We start from the raw sequence: 16,718 nt of genomic DNA on the forward strand, positions 1-16,718 counted from the left end.
GCCGTACACCTTTGGAGGTGAGCGCGGTGTCCGCACCGACGCCAACGACCACCCGCCGACCCACCGACCCCGAGGGACCCACCGGGCAGCTTGCCACCTGGCTGACCACCACGACGCTGGAGCAGATCCCCACCTCGGTGCGGGAACGGGCGGCGCATCTGGTGCTCGACGGCCTGGCCTGCGCCCTTGTCGGAGCGCAGCTGCCCTGGTCGCGTACGGCCGTCCAAGCCGTCCTGGACCTGGAGGGCACGGGGGACGTCCCGTTGATCGGCTGGGGTCGCACCACCAGCGGTCCGGCGGCCGCAGTGCTGAACGGCACGTTCATCCAGGGCTTCGAGCTGGACGACTACTACCCGGCCGCCCCACTGCACAGCACCTCGCTGGTGCTGCCCGCTCTGCTCTCCACCGCCTCCCAGGCGCCCTCGGTCCGCGGGGCGGAGTTCCTGCGGGCGACAGTCCTGGGCTTCGAGACCGGCACCCGAGTCGGCCTGGCGCTGGGCGGCGCCGAGATGCTTTCGCGCGGCTGGCACTCCGGCTCGGTCTTCGGTACGCACGCGGCGGCCGCCGCCTCGGGGGTCCTTCGTGGCCTGGACGCCGCCGCCTTCGAGGACGCGCTGGGCCTGGCGGGTACGCAGTCGGCCGGCCTGATGGCCGCGCAGTACGAGGCGATGTCCAAGCGGATGCACCACGGGCTGGCCTCCCGCAACGGCTTCTACGCCGCGGGCCTCGCTCAGGCCGGGTACACGGGCATCAAGCGGGTCTTCGAGCGTCCTTACGGCGGGTTTCTGTCCACCTTCGGTGAGGGGCACAACCCCGACGCCACCCAGATCACCAAGGGCCTGGGCGATACGTGGAACACCGAGAAGATCACCGTGAAGATCCACGCAGCGATGGGCGGACTACACCCAGCCATCGACGCCGCTCTCGCCCTGACCGCGAAGCGCAAGCCGGCCGTCGGTGACATCGAGGCCATCCACATCGAGGTCCCGGACGCGATCTACCACCACGGCTGGTGGACCCCGGAGCGGCCGTTGACCACCATCGGCGCCCAGATGAACATCGCTTATGCCACCGCGGTCGCCCTCCTGGACGGCCATGTGCGGCCCGAACAGTTCATGCCTGTCCGGATCGATGCCGACGACGTCTGGCAACTGATCGGCCGCACCGAGGTGACGCAGGTCGACGAGCAACAGGACCCGAGCTGGGAGCGGCCCGGCTACAACACCCGCATCACCGTGACCCTGCGCGGGGGTGAGGTCTTCACCCACGCTCTGAACCAGCCGCACGGCGGGCCCGACGACCCGCTCACCAACGCCGAGATCCGCGAGAAGTACCGGGCGCTGACGGCCCGGGTCATCGATGCCGACCGGGCTGCGGAGATCGAGCTGATTGTCCTGGGCCTCGAAGGCCAGCCTGATCTCGATCGCCTGGTGAACCTCCTCGCCGCGCCTGTACGCGGCGTCCTCGACTGAACACCTCGAACTGGGAGGAAATAACACATGTCCCCAGCCCAACAGGGCAGTTCCAGCCCCACCACGTCCAGCACACCGGGTGGCCGACTGCGGTCACTGCTCGCCCAGAAGCGCCTGGTCACTGCCCCGGGGGTGTTCGACGGCCTCTCCGCCCAACTCGTGGCACGCACCGGCTTCAGTGCCGCCTACCTGAGTGGCGCAGGTGTGTCTGTCGCCGGGTTCGGCCTGCCCGACATCGGGTTGCTCACCCAGACCGAGATGACCGACCGGGCCCGGATCGTGGCCACCGCACTGGACGGCATCCCGCTGATCGCGGACGCCGACACGGGCTACGGCGCCCCGATGAACGTGACGCGTACCGTGCGCGAATACGAGAGAGCCGGGGTCGCCGCGCTCCACCTGGAGGATCAGGCATTCCCCAAGAAGTGCGGCCACCTGCCGGACAAGGAACTCATCAGTGCCAGTGAGTTCACCGACAAACTCGATGCCGCGCTCCAGGCCCGCACCGACGACGACCTCGTGATCATCGCCAGGACCGATGCCCGCGGACCGCTGGGAATCGACGAGGCCATCGATCGCGCGGGCCGGTACGCCGCCACGGGCGCCGACCTCATCTTCGTTGAGGCACCGCAGAGCACAGAGGAGATCGAGAAGATCGCCGCCTCGGTCGACGCCCCGCTCCTGATCAACATGGTGCAGGGCGGCCTCACCCCCGGCACCGCACCGGACAAGCTCGCCGACCTCGGCTTCCGGATCGCCATCCACCCGGGCGCCCTGCTCGCCCCCTACGTCCTGCACGGCCTCGAAGCCCTGCAGCGACTGGGCGGCATCACGCCGGAGGCCACACCCGGCCCGCAGGGCCTGTTCGAACTCGTCGGCCTGCGCGAGTGGTCCGCGATCGGCGAGCGCTACCGCAACAACGCGAAGGACGGTGCCTGATGGGCATGACCATGTTGGAGAAGATCCTCGCCCGCAAGGCCGGCGTGGATCGCGTGAGCGCAGGTGACACGGTGGTCTGCGACGTCGACATGACCGTCATGATCGACCTGCAGTTCGCCACCGGCTGGGTCCAGCCGCTGAAGATCAATGACCCTGACAAGGTCGCGGTCATCATGGACCACGCCGTCCCCGCCCCCAACGTCCACGACGCGATAGGCGGTACTCACGCCCGTTCCTTCGCCCGTGACTTCAACATCGAGAAGTTCTACGACGTGGGCCGGCACGGCATCTGCCACCAGGTCATCGCGGAGAACGGGCTGGCCCGTCCCGGCGAGATCCTGGCCTGCACCGACTCCCACACCTGCGCGGGCGGCGCCTACAACACCGCCGCGAGAGGGCTGGGTCCAGCAGAGGTGTACTCGATTCTGTGCACCGGCAAGACGTGGTTCCAGGTCGCGCCGACCATCCGCTACGAGTTCACCGGCACCAAGCCGGCAGCCGTCTCCGGCAAGGACATCTTCTTGTACATCGCCGGAACCTACGGTGACGCGACCAATCACAACCTGGAGTACGGCGGGCCCGGCCTGGCGTCGATTCCCTTGAACGACCGGCGCACCATCGCCACCCAGGGCGCTGAGATCTCCGCCGACTTCTCCACCTTCCCCATCGACGTCCTGGCCCGCGACTTCCTCGCCGAGCACGGCGCCGCCCCGGACACGTACGTGGCGGCCGATCCGGACCCGGACGCCACGTACGCCGCCGTGCGCACCGTGGACCTCTCGTCGCTGGAGCCTTACGTCGCCCGGCCGGGCACGGTCAGCCTCAACTCGCTGCCGATCTCAGAGATCGAGCACCGTCCGGTCAACCAGTGCTTCATCGGCTCCTGCGCCAACGGGCAGCTTGAGGATCTCCGGATCGCGGCCGAGATCGTACGCGGCCACAAGGTCGCCCCGGGCGTCCGACTGCTGATCACTCCAGCCTCCCAGCAGGTCTACAAGGACGCGATGCGCGCCGGGTATTTGCAGGACCTCGCGGACGCCGGTGCGGTGATCACCAACTCCACTTGTGGGGCCTGCTTCGGCTACCACATGGGCCTGCTCGCCCCCGGCGAGGTCTGCCTGACCTCTTCCACCCGCAACTTCACCGGCCGCATGGGCAGCCCCGAAGCGGAGATCTATATGGCCTCGCCGGCCACGGTCGCCGCCTCCGCGCTGACCGGCCACGTCACCGACCCGCGAGGGGACCTTCGCTGATGAACACGCTCATCACCGGAAAGGTCTGGGTGGTCGGCGACTCTGTCACCACCGACGCCATGTACCCGGCCTTCGCCATGAAACTGCCCGTCCCCGAAGCCGCGCGGCACGTCTTCTACGAGCTGCGCCCCGGCTGGACCGAGCAGGTCGAGACCGGCGACGTCGTCGTCGCGGGCCGCAACTTCGGCCTCGGCTCCTCCCGTCCGGTGGCCGCGCTGTTTCGCGAGTTGGGCGTCGCGGCCCTGGTGGCGGAGGAGTTCAACTCCCTTTTCCTGCGTAACTGCATCAACCATGGCCTGCCCGCGCTCACCGTCCCGGGCGTCACCGGAGCGTTCGCCGACGGTGACACCGCCCGGCTCGACTTCGCCGAGGGCTGGGTCGAAAACACCGCGACCGGCGCCCGTGTGGACGGGGGCGCACTGCCGGCGCTGGTCCTGGACATCCTCGCCGCGGGCGGCATCCTGCCCAAACTCGTCCGCGAAGGCTACGTTCCCCTCCCGGCTGGATCGGACCGCTGAGGATCGGTGGGAGCGGCAGCGGACGGTGCCGCTCCCACCACCTCACCCGAAGTGACCATCGCGCCGGTCGACATGAAGGGCGTTCCTGCCGCCGCCGACCAGTTACCCAAGCGCGCCGAGACGGGACAGCGCCGCATGGGCGCCGCCCGCACTCTCCGTCAAGTCGGTGACGTGGAAGGGCACCCGCTGGGACGAGGCGCACCGACAGCAGGGCAACGCATCCCGGCCGGCCCATGGACGGGCCTGTCGCCTCCCGCGAAACCGAAGAACACGCAAGCGCGGCTCGCGTCGCGTACGCCCACCACTCCCCCCCTTCTCCCTCCACGATCCAAGGAATGTTCATGCACAGCCAGCTCGCCCCCGGCGTCACCGTGATCGCAACGACCAAACGCGACAACGCCTTCCTCATCGACGGTGACGACGGCTTCACCCTCGTCGACGTCGGCTGGGCCAAGGCCCCGGCTGTCCTCCTGAGCGCGGTGGCGGAACTGGGCCGCAAGCCGGCTGACATCCGCCGCGTCGTCATCACCCATGCCCATCCCGACCACGTTCAGGGCGCGGCCGAGCTGCGCCGCCGAACCGGCGCGCAGGTACTCATCCATGACGCGGACCGGTCCTGGCTGGAAGCCGGTCGTGTCCCGGCCGAGGGCCGCTCCGGCGCCGTAGGCCGGTTCATCGACCGGCTTCCAATGCTGCACTGGACGCCTGTCACCGCCGACGGCACCGTGGCCGACGGTGACCTGGTCGAGGCAAGTAACGGGCTGCGGGTCATCCACACCCCGGGACACTCGCCCGGCCACATCGTGCTGCTTCACGAACCCAGCCGCACCGTGCTCACGGGCGATGCGGCCTTCAATCGCGGCAGGCTCGCCATCGGCCCCGCCGCCCTGGCGACCGATCCTCAACTGAGGCCCGGCAGCCTCGCTCGTATCCCGCAGGACCTGCGTGCCGTCGGCTTCGCCCATGGCACTCCACTCACGGGCAGTGAAACAGACACGTTCCAGGAGTTCCTGAGAGGGCTGCCGGTCGGCATCTGACAGCACCGGCGGCCTCGCCCCCCGGGTGCGGGGCGGCCGCCGTCCTGGTTCTGCGTCGCGTTGATCCAACGACACTGCAGCGGAACGCCGGCTTTCCCTGCTATCTGACGTTTGATCAGCTTCAAGTCGGTGACCCCGCCCTCGATCACGCCTGAGCCGTAGGGCATCGTCACGCCACCTCGCGCGGCGTCGAGATCGTCGAGTAGCCCGGCGGCGTAGCCGGCCATTGGCGCAATGCCGTCGGTTTTGACTTTCGTGATCCATCGGTCGAGCCGGTCGGCCCGTCGCGTGGCGAAAACGTCGGCGAAGGAGCAGTGCGTTCGTGGACGGTGGCCAGTTCCGGGCAGCGGGCCGGCAGTTGCTTCAGTACGGTGGGGCCTGTCCTCGCCCAGGGTCTCGGGCCGGGACATCAGCCATCGTCATCCTTGCCGGGGAAAGCGCCGCTTGGTGGCCGTCGACTGGTTGCGGCCGTCTCCGCTGGTGCCGGGAGTCTCGCCGGCGCGCCGTGAGGGGTCCGAGTCTTTCATCGTGGCGCCTTTCTGGTGAACGAGGTCCGATCCGCCCCACCGGTGGTGATGAGCCCGTCACCGGCGACCTGGACTCGCAGACAGCACCGCTGAGGACTGGCAGCAGCCAAGGCGGTCGGCTCGTTGACCGGGCGGCCACAGGGCGCACGCGCAACGTGCCCGTTGACCCCGGGGCACGCGCCGCGCTAGCGGCGCGAGAAAAAGTCACGGATCAGGCGGCCGCACTCGGCGGGCTCGTCGAGCCACGGCAGATGGCCCCCGCCGACCAGGGCATGGAACTCGGCGTCGGGCATGGCCTCACAGATGCGAAGGCCCGTCTCGACACTGCCCCACGGATCGTTCGTTCCCCACAGGAACAGGGTCGGGTGCCGGACTCCGGCGAGTTGCATGGGCCCTATCCGGATGCCCGGGCGTGATCCGCGCGGACGATTGATGCTGCGCATGAGCGTGAGACTGGAGATCTTGTAGTGGGGCAGATCCTGGAAGCGGACGTAGCAGTCGGCCATCGCTTCGGGGAGGGAGGCCACCGTTTCCGGGGAATGTCCCATGAAGGACAGCCCGTTGAGGGCTCGGCTGGTGCTGCGCGGTCTTGCCGCCTCGAACAGCAGGGTGTTGAGCACGGGTACGGTCAGCAGTCGCAGGGCGAGGGGAGGGGTGGTGCCCATCAGGTTTCCGGGGACGCCCAACAGGACCAGGGCGGAAACTCGTTCCGGTCGGTCCATCGCAAACCAGAGGCTCCCGTGGCCGCCGATGGAGTGAGCAATGACCGGGACGCGATCGAGCTGGAAGTCGTCGAGCACGCTGGTGAGCGTTTGCACGGCGAATTCGCGGAAGTCGACGCGGCGGTAGTCCATACCGTCACTCAGTCCCCCGCCCGGTCTGTTGATCAGAATGACCCGGTGTTCGGGAAGTTCGGCCACCAGGGGGGCGAGGGGGAAGCCGTCGCCGGTGTTACCGGGCACGACGACAACCGGCCGGCCGGAGCCGAACACGGTCACCCGGACCCGGAGGCCCGAATCGGGGAGCCGGACCTGGTGTGTTTCGGCTTTGAGGCCGTAGAAGTCGAACAGTCGTCGCTCCGCGTCGAGTGCCGCGGCGGCCCGCGGGTCGTCCGGGTCGATCGTGAGCACTGCGCTCCTGGTTGTTGTCATCGTTCCTCCATGTCCGACCGGGTGCGACCTGCTGCGCACACCACTTTGTCCGGGCGCACCAGCACGGTGCGCGCCCGGTGGTGGGTCAGCCGCCGCCCGACGGACGCGTCGTTTTTGGCGACGGCGGTACGGAAGCCTTCCTCGTCGCCGATGGACCACTGTGAGCCGAGCCAGGTGTGCATCCGTCGCAGCGTTGGGCCGGCGATTCCCGGCGGATGCCAGGCCCGACGGCGGGGTTGGTCTCGGAGGAGAACAGTGGCGGGTCATCAAGGACGGCGGCGCGGATCCGTCCGGGCGGGGCGAAGGCGGCCAGCCAGGTGGCGAGCACTCCGCCTGACGACGGCCCGCTGACGACGGCGGGTCGGCCGACGACGCGGTCGAGGAAGCGGACGAGGTCGTTGCCGAAGTTGTCGAGGCTGTAGCGGCCAGGCGTCCGGGTGGAGCGTCCCTGCCCACGCAGGTCGACGCGTACACCTGGTAAGTCTCGGCGAGCCGGTGCATCGAAGGCGTGTGCGTCGAAGACGTCAGGGTGGTCGCTGTCTTCGAGGTAGTGCACCGTAGGAGTCTTTCGGTGGTCAGTGGCTGTCGAGGTCGTCGGCGAAAGTGACGGTGCCGGTGAAATGCGAGCCGATGACTGTCCCGGCCTTGACGATGTTGTCCTCGGTGAGCGGGTTGTGCGTCAGCACGACGGCGCCGACGCCAGCACGCCGGGCGAGCAGGCCCACCTCGTCGGCGGACAGGTGTTCCTTCTCGAAGTGCTGCCTGACGAACGCTTGGGCGGTCGGTGGCAGGGTGGGCAGGAACTTGTGCTGGCTCAGTACCTGCTCGACGTCGGTGATCTCGCTGACGAGCAGGTCGGCACCCTGGGCCAGACGCTCGACGTTCTCGCTGGGACCTGTGTCCCCGGTGTACACGATGGACCGGTCGGTCATGTCGAACCGGTAGGACAAGGATTGGAAGCGTTCCGCTTCCTCGGATCCAGCCTCGAATCCGTAGTGGCTGTTGGTCGCCGCCGTGACGGTGACGGGCCCGACCGTGAACCGGGCGCCGTCGGTGACCTCGACGACGTCGAGTGCGCCCATCGGCGGCCCGTACTTGGCCCTGCCGGGCATCAGCTCGTCGAGATAGCCGATTGCCGACTGGATTCCCCGCACCGCGTCAGTTGTCCCCCGCGGGCCGTAGATGACCAGGTTGCCTCGGGCACTGACCTGGCGGCGCCGGGCGAGGAGCCCGTACAAGCCCGCCGTGTGGTCGGAGTGCAAGTGGCTGATGATCACTGTGCCCACCTCGAGCGGTGACACGCCGGCCTTGCCGAGCTGGTCGGTCGCACCGTCTCCACAGTCGACGAGGATCTTGTGCTCCTGATCGTGGAGCAGGTTGGCGGGCTGCTCACGCACGGCGCCCGGGAGCGGGCCGCTCATCGTGCCCAGCGTGGTCCAGAGCAGGTCGTGGTCGGCGGTCATGATCACTCCGTCGTGGGTTGGGACAGTCGGGGGAACAACGCCGCGCCCGGTGTTCCGGGAGCGGTGCCCAAATGCGCGGCGCGAAGCGAGGGCGTCTGCCGGAGTTCGGCGGCCAGGTGTTTGACCGCAAGGGCAGGGGTGAAGGGGAAGTCGCTGCCGTACAGCAGGCGGTCCGGCCCGGCTACGGCCAAGAGCGCGTCGAGTGCCACCGGTACCGGCATCCCGGCAAGGTCGTAGTACAGGCTGCCGAGGACGGCGGGCAGGTCTACCGGGGCGCCGGTGATCGGGGACATGGCGGCGACTCGGTGAGCGAGGGCGGGCAGGACCGCGCCCGCGTGCGGGACGATCCACCGGATGCGCGGGTAGCGGGTGAGCGTGCCGCTGAGAGCGAGTTCGACGACGCAGCGCGTGGTGTCGAAGGCAAACTCGATCATCGGCCGCGGGCGTCCTAGCGCGGTGCGTTCCCAGCCTGGTGGTGAAGTCGGATGCAGCGTGATCACCGATCCGCGGGCGTCGAGTTCGGCAAGCACGGGGGCGAGGGCAGGATCGGCGAGGTAGCGGCCGTGGTAGTTGGTCAGCAGCGCGATCGCGTCGGCCCCGAGTTCGTCGTAGCTACGGGACAGTTCGGCGAGCGCTCCGTCCAGATCGGGCAGGGGCAGGACGGCTGAGAGGCCGAATCTGGCGGGCGCGCGCGCCACTGTCTGGGCGCCACTGTCGTTGACGTGCTGGGACAGGGCCCTGGCCGCCGGGTTCGGTGCTACGGACTCGTCGCCGAAGTGCACTCCTGGCGAGGAGATCGACAGTACGGCTGCGGAGACACCGTTTTGGGCCATGACCTCCAGTGCGGCATCGCAGCTCCACTCGGGCAGAGCGGGCATGCCGTCGACGCGGCCGTGTCCTGCCGCTCGGCAAGCCTCGGCGTAGCGGCCGGTGATGTAGTGGGCGTGGACGTCCAGCCAGCCGTTCATCGGGTTCCTCGTGCTTGCGTGCCGGGGGTTGCCTGCTGTCGTGCGGGGGTGAGCAGACGGTGGTGGAGGGCGGGGCCGCCGAGCGCGAGCGCAAGTGCCAGCCACACCGCCATATACACGTCCAGACAAGGGATGCGGCCATCGGCTATCAGGGACACCGCCACCGCGGTCAAGGCGAGCGTTCCCTTGAACGCCAGCAGCCGGACGAGGGAGATCTCGTTCGCTGTTTTCCGGCCGCGGCGCCGGGCGATCACCGTGCGCAGCCCGCCCAGCGTGGGCGGGACGACCATCATGAGCACCAGGAGGCGCAAGCCGTGCTCCCAGGCAGAGTCTCCGGCGTGCCAGAGCCACAGTCCGCCCACGATCAGCCCGAAGACGGAGTAGCGCACGCGCGTGGCCGTGTCCACCGCAGGACGAGCGCGATGGTCCTTCATGAGGGGTCACCTCTTCGAGTACTGTGAGCCAATCTGCACAAGCGGTACGAGGCCGGTACCGGCGTGCTGCGAGAAGAGACGAGGCGTCGATCGGTCTGGCAGCTGACTGAGGCAGGCGAACCCTTGTGGGCCGAGTACGTTCGCATGTCCTGCGAGTTGCATGTCCCCATGCACAGCGCGTCCCCTAAAGTCGCATCGCGACGGTGAGCCCGCCGGGGTCGACGGTCGCAGACGTGGGCGTCCCCTTCTGCCCGCCGTCGCAGGAAAGGGACGCTTCCGCTGAGGCCCCGGCGGCCAGGCCGCTGGCGCCGCCGCCGGCCGGCTTGCCGAGCACGGCGGCCGGGAGTGGGCGGCCCGCAAGGGTTCCGCCGCTGGGCGCCAACGTCAACCGTCCGTTCGCGACGGCCGGGGTCAGGGTGACCGTGGCGGGAAGTGTCGTAGGACCGACCAGGACGTTCGCGCTCATCTCGATGGCGCCGTCGATCAGCGTGACCGACGCGTCGGAGAGCGCAGTGCTCGCGAGCCGCTTGGTCACGATGTGCCGGATCTGGCTGGGCCCGATGTGGACGTCAACGCGCAGACCGCCGGTGAGTATCTGCCAGGCGACGGGGGCGGCGGACAGGGACGTGTGGGCCGTCGTGCCGGCACAGTCGAGGTTGACGTCGCGTGAGATGACCACACGGGGCGCGATCTCCACGGCGGCCCCTACGGCGGCCCCAATCGTCAGCCAGGCGATCCACCGCCGGCGGCCTCCTCGGCGCAGGCATACCGTGACACCGGTGACCAAGGCGAGCACCGCGAGGACGACCCCGGCGCCGAGGAGCACCGTGATCCCGGCCCTCACGACGGACGTCCCTTCGCGTACACCCTGCTCGTTCTCTCACGCCCGGACTCCTGCCCGGCGTCGGGACGGAGCAGGATGCGGGCTGGCGATCGGGGCGGCCGCCCCGCGCGCCGGCCGAGGACAAGGACCCGCCGACCGGCCGTGATGGCCTTCGCGAGACCGGTTCCCGGGTCCCGGGTGGCGATCACCGAACAGCGGCGCCGATGGGTGCCAGTACCGGGTCGGTGCAGATGAAGCTTTGTCACGTGGGTCCTCTCGGGGGCGCGTATGCCTGTATCCCAACGTGGCTTCGTGACGGTCGACCTACCCAGTACCTGACGGTTCGCTGACGGTTTCGGCGAGCGGGATACGGACGGTGAATGTGGACCCACCGTCCGGCGTGGGCGAAGCGCTGACCGTTCCCTCGTGGGCCTCCACCAGGGCTCGGACGATGGCGAGTCCGAGTCCCGAGCCGGGTTGTTCGCGGGTCGAGTGCACGCGGTAGAAGCGGTCGAAGATGCGGGCGAGGTCCTTTGCTGGGATTCCGGGGCCGTGGTCGACGATTCCGATCACCGCGTTCAGGTCGTGGGCCGAGGCAACGACTTCGATGGGCGTGTGGGGTGGGGTGTACTGAACGGCGTTGCCGAGCAGATTGCGGACGACCTGCTCCAGTCGGCGCGGGTCGGCGCGGACGGTCGGGTCCCCTGTCACCTGCAGGGTGATCGCTCGGTCGGGTGCGATGACGCGGACGTCGTCGACGAGGCCGTTGAGCAGTGGCGCGAGCCGGGTGTTGGTTCGGTCGAGCGGCCGTCCCTGGTCCATGCGTGCCAGCAGGTCGAGGTCCTCGACGAGTAGCCGCATGCGGCCTACTGCGGATTCCATGCGTGCGACGGCATGGTCGAGGTCGGCGCGGCTGCGTAGGACGCCCTGCGCGTAGAGGTCGAGCCAGCCGCTCAACGTGGTGACCGGAGTGCGCAGTTCGTGGGAGGCATCGAGCATGAACAGACGCACGGCCGCCTCGGCCCGATCACGAGCGTCGAAGGCGCTCTCCAGCGCCTCACCGAGCCGCTGGACCTCGGCACCGGACCGGTCCGCCTCGGCGCGGAAATCCGCTCTGCCCCCGCCCGCCGCGACCGCGTCGGCTGCGTCCGCCATGCGCTCCAGCGGCCGGATTCCTCTGCGCAGCGTCCACACCGAGAGCCCGCCGAGCACCACCATGGACACCACGGCAAAGGCGGTGCTAGAGGTCGCCACGGTCCGCCACACTGCCGCGTCCTGGCTGCGATTCATCGCCAGCACCAGCTGTGCGACGTGGACGGTGGTACCACCTCGGTCGACCTCGAGCCCCGGTGACAGGCTCCGGATGACGTCGTACGGTCCCCCGCCGCTCTCAGTTCTGGCGACGTGGCCGGTGGGCTGGGCGAGCGCGGTGCGGACCAGGGGCTGGAAGTCGGTCGCGGTGCCGGACGCACGCTGGTCGATGGTGAAGACGACGTGGTCGCGGGCGTCGAGCCCGGCGAGCACGAGCGGGGAGGACCGCAGCATGTTCGACATCTGCTGCTCGGTGACTGCCACGTGGGACTGGCCCCTCAGCAGCCCTTCGAGCGACGTGCTCAGCCTTTCCAAGACACCGTCAGCGCGCTGGTTGAGGTGGTTGCGGATGACGGCTGAGGCGAACAGCGGGGCACCGGCCAGGCCGACGAGCAGGATCAGCAGGAGGGGCACGAGCAGCCGGGCGCGCAGCGAGGCGTGCCGCGGGAACACTCTCATCCGCGGGCCCGTGCCGTGTAGCCGAACCCGCGCACGGTCTGGATGAGCGACGGCTCACCCTGGTCGATCTTGCGGCGCAGATTGGAGATGAATCGTTCGACGACCTGGGTGTCGCCGAGGGCGTAGCCCCACACGTGTTCCAGCAGCTGCGCTTTCGACAGCACGCGCCCGGTGTTGCGCAGGAGGTGTTCCAGCAGCCGGAACTCGGTGGGGGACAGCTCGACTGGCTCTCCGGCCCGCGTCACCTGGTGGCCCACCGGGTCCAGGGCGATATTGTCCAGCCGCAGCGTCTCGTCCACCTCGGTGGCACCGCTGCGCCGCAGCAGGGCCTCGACCCGGGCCGTGACCTCGGCAACGCTGAAGGGTTTGGTGACGTAATCGTCGGCGCCGGACCGAAGCCCGCGCACGCGGTCTTCGACGTCGCCGCGGGCGGTCAAGAACAGCACGGGCACCGCTACCCCGCGGTGCCGCAGGATGTTCAGGAGCTCGAATCCGTCGAGCCCGGGCATCATCACGTCGAGGATCAGCAGGTCCGGTGCACGGGTGCCGGTTTCGGCGGCGAGGGCCCCCAGCGCGGTCATCGCGTCGGCCGCCTCGGTCACTTCGTAGCCGGAGAGGCGCAGTGTCGATGCCACCAGCTCGCGCACCGACTCCTCGTCGTCGACGACTAGCACCCGGGCCACGTCAGCACTTCCACACACACCTCGCCATCACTCACCCGGCCAACGTAGCGGAGGCCGCAGACCGTCAGCGAATCGTCAGGTTGCGGGGGGCCGGCCGGTCGCCAACACCCGTTGGCTGGCTGTCCAGTGATCGTAGACAACCCCTTACCGAGGTGGCCCCGGCAGTGTGGACACTCTGACAATTGGATCTTGTGGATTCGAGGAAGGGTGTCCTGGTGGGACGGGAGACTCCGTATCCGGCGGAGTTCAGGAACGATGCCGTCGCGCTGTACCGCGCGGCAGGTGGGAAGCGCACGTACGCGGCGGGAGCTTCCCGCCTCGAGTGGCCGCGTTGCGTCGCAGCTCCCGCAAGATGGTCGCCGGGTCACGGGCCTCGGCGATCTCCTCACTGCCCTCGAACGCGGCAGCCACCGATACCGGCCTGTCGACCAGCGACTCTCTGTCGTCACCTTCCGCCGCCTCGTCCATGCAGCCACCTCACACCGACCCCGCCGACTTACAGCGCATACCCCCTCAACCCCGCCACAGGCACGACCACTGAGCCGATAGGCTCGACGGCGTCTCTTCAGATCCCGGGCGAGACGGTGGGGCAAGCGTTGTGCACGATCTCCCTCGGTCGAGACGACCAGGTCGGGCCCCTGCCTGGTGGCGAATGTGCGCGGGGTCATGGACTATGTCTCGCGGCTTGAGCTGAGCGGGCGGCTGACACAGGTGATCGATCGCGCGGAGCGGGCTGTCGTGCTGGACCTGGCGGAAGTAGCGTTCTGCGACTCTGCGGGGTTGAACGTGCTGCTAGGAGCCCGCCGCGAGGCAGAGAGGGCAGCCGTGATGCTAGTCCTGGCCTGCGTCCCGAACAAGTTGCACCGGGTCCTGGAGATGACCGGAGCCGATCAGGTCCTGCGCGTCTTTGCCACTGTCGACGATGCCGAAGCCGCCCTGAGCAGCTGACGGCGCTACGTAACGGCTGTTCCCTGTCTCAAATCCCCTGACCCGCGCTGAAGCCCCGCCCGAGACGCCACGGGGCGATCATGCCCACTTGCAACTGACCGAACCAGTGGAACCACACAAGACCGAGCACCCGCACCCGCGCCTCACCAAGCGGGACGTCGAAAGACGGTCACCAAGCCGCCCATTGCGCATCAACCGTCGACAGCCCCGCGCCGCCACCCTGCGCACGTCGGCAACACAGCAGGTCGAAGGTACGCCGTTGCTAACGAATCCGCAGACCCCAGAGCCGCTCTAGGATCCGCCCGGAGCCGTCGAGCCTGGCGTTCACCGCCGCCACCATCGAGGTAGTGGGAATCGCGCCGGGTCAGGGGTTCGGCGCGCGGAGGCCGGCGCCCGGGTGCGGAGTTCCCCGATGAACCCCCGGCAGGCGCTGTCGAATCGTCAGGACCGGACGGGGAGGTTGGCCTCCCATCCGCCGAGGAGTCGTTCGAGTCCCAGTTCGAACCCGCGCTCGGCGCTGTCGGCCGCGTGGGGAAGTTCGGCATCACGAATGACGCGGGCGAGGAGTGGATGGCGCCCGGTCTTGATGACTTTGTCGAGGTAGGGCGCGTGGGCGTCCATCCATTGCTGGATGCCGACCCCGGAGCGTCGGACGGCTTCCTGTTGGGCGAGTTCGCCGATGGCGTAGCCGCGGACGAAGGCCTGCAGCGTGTTGACGACGGTGATCATGACGTCGATGTCGAAGCCGAGGGGATCGAGGGCGGCGAGCGCGCATTCGGTGGCATCGAGGGAGTTCGGTCCAAGTGATGGGCGCCCTGCCGCGAGGGAGGTCATCCAGGGATGCCGGTGGAAGGCGGCCCGGGAGCGATGGGCCAGCGCCCGCAGGTCGCCGCGCCAGTCGCCGGTGGGGGCAGGCGGGCCGCCGTCTTCGGCCGCTACGGCGTCGAGCACGAGGTCGAGCAGGTCGTCTTTGGTTTCGACCCGGACGCCGGAATCGGCCTCGGCCGTCCACTGGCTCCACAGGGCAACCGGGGCAGCCTCGGTATTCCGGGTGTGGCCGAGCGTCCAGGCCGTGAGCAGTCGGACGTTCACGTCTTCATGTGCCAGCAGCGTTATGAGCAGCGGGATTTGGGTGGCGACGGCGGCCCGGACGGCGCCCGGCGCGATCTCCCATTCGTCGTCGCTTTCGGCCAACCCGCCAAGCAGGCACAGGACTTCGGTTGTCCCGGGCCGGGCGGCAGCGGCGATCCGGGCAAGGTAGGGGACGGCGTCCACGCTGGCGGAGTACACCGTGCCCTGGTGGAGGATGCACGAGTACAGCTCGGAGATCGCCTCCTCGGCATCCCCGTCCCCCTCGGCGAGGGCGCGCAGCAGGTCGGGCACGTCCACGGCGGGACCGTAGGCGTGCGAGTCGGAAGCCCAGGAATGGGCGTCGAGACCGGCGAGGGCGTCAGCGAGATCCAGGGCGTGATCTTCGCAGCCCGGTGCGACAGGACGGTCAGGGCCCTGCGACGACTGGGCTGGCGCGCCTGATCCGTCCCCCTTCGGTGTCAGGTGGCGGTGGTATGCGACGTCTCCTGATCGTGCTGCTGGGCGGCGAGGAGGAAGAGCCAGATCTCGCTGACGGTGGAGGAGGGGCGCGGCCGGCCCTGCGTGACAGGCGGCCCGATGTCGCATCAAACGTATGCCACACCGTAGTTGGCGGCCCACTCATGCTTCAGGTCGTCCTCGTTCGCGTGCCCGAACGTGTACGCGGGAGAGTTCACCCGCAGCGCCCGGTCCACCCTGATCAGTACGGCCTCGTGGCACGGGTAGATGGGATCGCCGTGGGTGTTCAGCACCCACTGGCGGGACCAGTCGTACACCGGGTCGCCCTCCCCGCGGATCTCCGCTGTTCCCTTGAAGCGGTATCCCCGCCTGAGCAGGAAGTCGATCACGTTGACCTCAACCCGCGGATTGTGCCGCAGGTTCTCCACCGTATTGGGCGAGGCCATGTTCATGAACACCAGGTGATCGTCGTCGTAGACGCGCACGGACCCCTTCGGGGAGAGGTTCGGAGAGCCGTCCTCGCAGACTGTCGCGACGAACGCCAGCTTGGCGCTGGTGACAATCTGCCGCATGTCCTCAGTGATTATTCCCATCGTTCCTCAACCTTTCCTGCCACGTCTGCGCGTTCCGCCCTCCCGGGCCGTCACGACGCAGCCTTTTTCGAGTGCGCGCCACAAGGCCGGTGGCCTGGTCCGCGGAAGCCCTGGCTGCTCGCTCCGCGCTGTTGCGCGGGCTTCCCGATCGCGTTGTGCGCCCATGTCCGCCGACACCCCGGTCCGTGATCACATCCGAGCGGACGGCCGTTCCGGGGACGGTGTCTCGGAGCCCGAAACCCGGCCGGCGGTCGGCGCCCCCCTCCTCCCACGGTGCCACCGTGAGATGTGCTCAGGTCAGCACGATCTTCTTGCCGCCGGCCTGCCCGGCGGAGACCCGGGCGAAAGCGGCGGGCGCCTCACTCAACGGGAGCGCTTCCACGTTCTGCTTCAGCTTCCCCTCCACTACCGCCTCCGCCAGATGGGCGAGCTGAGCGGCATCAGGCCGGACGTAGAGATCCGTGCTAGTGACACCACGCTCTCCCGCCGGCGCGTCCGAGGTCAGCGACACCAGACGCCCACCGTTGCGCACCAGCGACAGCGCGGCCTGCGCCGTACCGCCAGCAGCGATCAGCGCACCATCGAACCCAC

At 68.9% G+C, this 16,718-nt stretch carries 16 protein-coding genes and 2 pseudogenes; 6 read left to right on the forward strand and 12 right to left on the reverse strand.

Translation table 11 applies throughout. The features are described from left to right. Positions 1–26: 26 nt before the first annotated feature. The 5 genes from ACWGJ5_RS42975 (at position 27) to ACWGJ5_RS42995 (ending at position 5,219) form a co-directional block, all read left to right on the forward strand. Positions 27–1,472 (forward strand): MmgE/PrpD family protein, encoded by a 1,446-nt coding sequence (locus ACWGJ5_RS42975; protein WP_453315047.1) that lies wholly within the window; start codon positions 27–29, stop codon positions 1,470–1,472. A gap of 27 nt (positions 1,473–1,499) precedes the next feature. Continuing rightward, positions 1,500–2,411 carry an isocitrate lyase/PEP mutase family protein gene (locus ACWGJ5_RS42980; protein WP_453315048.1) on the forward strand — a complete coding sequence of 304 codons (912 nt, stop codon included), beginning with the start codon at positions 1,500–1,502 and terminating at the stop codon, positions 2,409–2,411. Beyond that, entirely contained in the window at positions 2,411–3,664 is a 1,254-nt protein-coding gene (locus tag ACWGJ5_RS42985) for a 3-isopropylmalate dehydratase large subunit (protein WP_453315049.1), read from the forward strand. The genes ACWGJ5_RS42980 and ACWGJ5_RS42985 overlap by 1 nt, the downstream gene beginning before the upstream one ends. Further along, positions 3,664–4,182: a LeuD/DmdB family oxidoreductase small subunit gene (locus ACWGJ5_RS42990; protein WP_453315050.1), complete on the forward strand. Its 519-nt coding sequence runs from the start codon at positions 3,664–3,666 to the stop codon at positions 4,180–4,182. The genes ACWGJ5_RS42985 and ACWGJ5_RS42990 overlap by 1 nt, the downstream gene beginning before the upstream one ends. Positions 4,183–4,523: 341 nt before the next feature. Then, the gene (locus ACWGJ5_RS42995; protein ID WP_453315051.1) at positions 4,524–5,219 is read left to right on the forward strand and encodes an MBL fold metallo-hydrolase; all 696 of its coding nucleotides are present in this window, start codon (positions 4,524–4,526) and stop codon (positions 5,217–5,219) included. Between the two features lie 712 nt (positions 5,220–5,931). On the opposite strand, the gene ACWGJ5_RS43000 is transcribed toward ACWGJ5_RS42995, so the two are convergent. The 9 genes and pseudogenes from ACWGJ5_RS43000 to ACWGJ5_RS43040 form a co-directional block, all read right to left on the reverse strand. Further along, positions 5,932–6,876, reverse strand: a complete 945-nt coding sequence (locus ACWGJ5_RS43000; protein ID WP_453315052.1) for an alpha/beta fold hydrolase — start codon at positions 6,874–6,876, stop codon at positions 5,932–5,934. 17 nt (positions 6,877–6,893) lie between these two features. After that, the gene (locus ACWGJ5_RS43005; RefSeq protein WP_453315063.1) at positions 6,894–7,079 is read right to left on the reverse strand and encodes a hypothetical protein; all 186 of its coding nucleotides are present in this window, start codon (positions 7,077–7,079) and stop codon (positions 6,894–6,896) included. A gap of 26 nt (positions 7,080–7,105) precedes the next feature. Beyond that, positions 7,106–7,453 (reverse strand): annotated as a pseudogene (locus ACWGJ5_RS43010) (alpha/beta fold hydrolase); the annotation flags it as partial. A 19-nt stretch (positions 7,454–7,472) separates the two neighbouring features. Beyond that, positions 7,473–8,360 carry an MBL fold metallo-hydrolase gene (locus tag ACWGJ5_RS43015; protein WP_453315053.1) on the reverse strand — a complete coding sequence of 296 codons (888 nt, stop codon included), beginning with the start codon at positions 8,358–8,360 and terminating at the stop codon, positions 7,473–7,475. A 2-nt stretch (positions 8,361–8,362) separates the two neighbouring features. Then, positions 8,363–9,328 (reverse strand): amidohydrolase family protein, encoded by a 966-nt coding sequence (locus tag ACWGJ5_RS43020; RefSeq protein ID WP_453315054.1) that lies wholly within the window; start codon positions 9,326–9,328, stop codon positions 8,363–8,365. Continuing rightward, positions 9,325–9,762 carry a hypothetical protein gene (locus ACWGJ5_RS43025; RefSeq protein WP_453315055.1) on the reverse strand — a complete coding sequence of 146 codons (438 nt, stop codon included), beginning with the start codon at positions 9,760–9,762 and terminating at the stop codon, positions 9,325–9,327. The genes ACWGJ5_RS43020 and ACWGJ5_RS43025 overlap by 4 nt, the downstream gene beginning before the upstream one ends. 184 nt (positions 9,763–9,946) lie before the next feature. Next, positions 9,947–10,606: a hypothetical protein gene (locus ACWGJ5_RS43030; RefSeq protein WP_453315056.1), complete on the reverse strand. Its 660-nt coding sequence runs from the start codon at positions 10,604–10,606 to the stop codon at positions 9,947–9,949. A 303-nt stretch (positions 10,607–10,909) separates the two neighbouring features. After that, positions 10,910–12,355: a sensor histidine kinase gene (locus ACWGJ5_RS43035; protein WP_453315057.1), complete on the reverse strand. Its 1,446-nt coding sequence runs from the start codon at positions 12,353–12,355 to the stop codon at positions 10,910–10,912. After that, the gene (locus ACWGJ5_RS43040; protein WP_453315058.1) at positions 12,352–13,002 is read right to left on the reverse strand and encodes a response regulator transcription factor; all 651 of its coding nucleotides are present in this window, start codon (positions 13,000–13,002) and stop codon (positions 12,352–12,354) included. The genes ACWGJ5_RS43035 and ACWGJ5_RS43040 overlap by 4 nt, the downstream gene beginning before the upstream one ends. Before the next feature lie 663 nt (positions 13,003–13,665). On the opposite strand from ACWGJ5_RS43040, the pseudogene ACWGJ5_RS43045 reads away from it, so the two are divergent. After that, positions 13,666–13,986, forward strand: a pseudogene (locus tag ACWGJ5_RS43045) (STAS domain-containing protein); the annotation flags it as partial. 441 nt (positions 13,987–14,427) lie between these two features. Here the strand turns inward: ACWGJ5_RS43045 and ACWGJ5_RS43050 are convergent. From ACWGJ5_RS43050 to ACWGJ5_RS43060, 3 genes are all read right to left on the reverse strand, one after another. Continuing rightward, positions 14,428–15,375 carry a TetR/AcrR family transcriptional regulator C-terminal domain-containing protein gene (locus ACWGJ5_RS43050; RefSeq protein ID WP_453315059.1) on the reverse strand — a complete coding sequence of 316 codons (948 nt, stop codon included), beginning with the start codon at positions 15,373–15,375 and terminating at the stop codon, positions 14,428–14,430. A 287-nt stretch (positions 15,376–15,662) separates the two neighbouring features. After that, entirely contained in the window at positions 15,663–16,106 is a 444-nt protein-coding gene (locus ACWGJ5_RS43055; RefSeq protein WP_453315060.1) for a pyridoxamine 5'-phosphate oxidase family protein, read from the reverse strand. Between the two features lie 313 nt (positions 16,107–16,419). Continuing rightward, a partial coding sequence (locus ACWGJ5_RS43060) for a zinc-binding dehydrogenase (protein ID WP_453315061.1) occupies positions 16,420–16,718 on the reverse strand: 299 nt, incomplete at its 5' end.

The organism is Streptomyces sp. NPDC054783 (genome assembly GCF_053611725.1).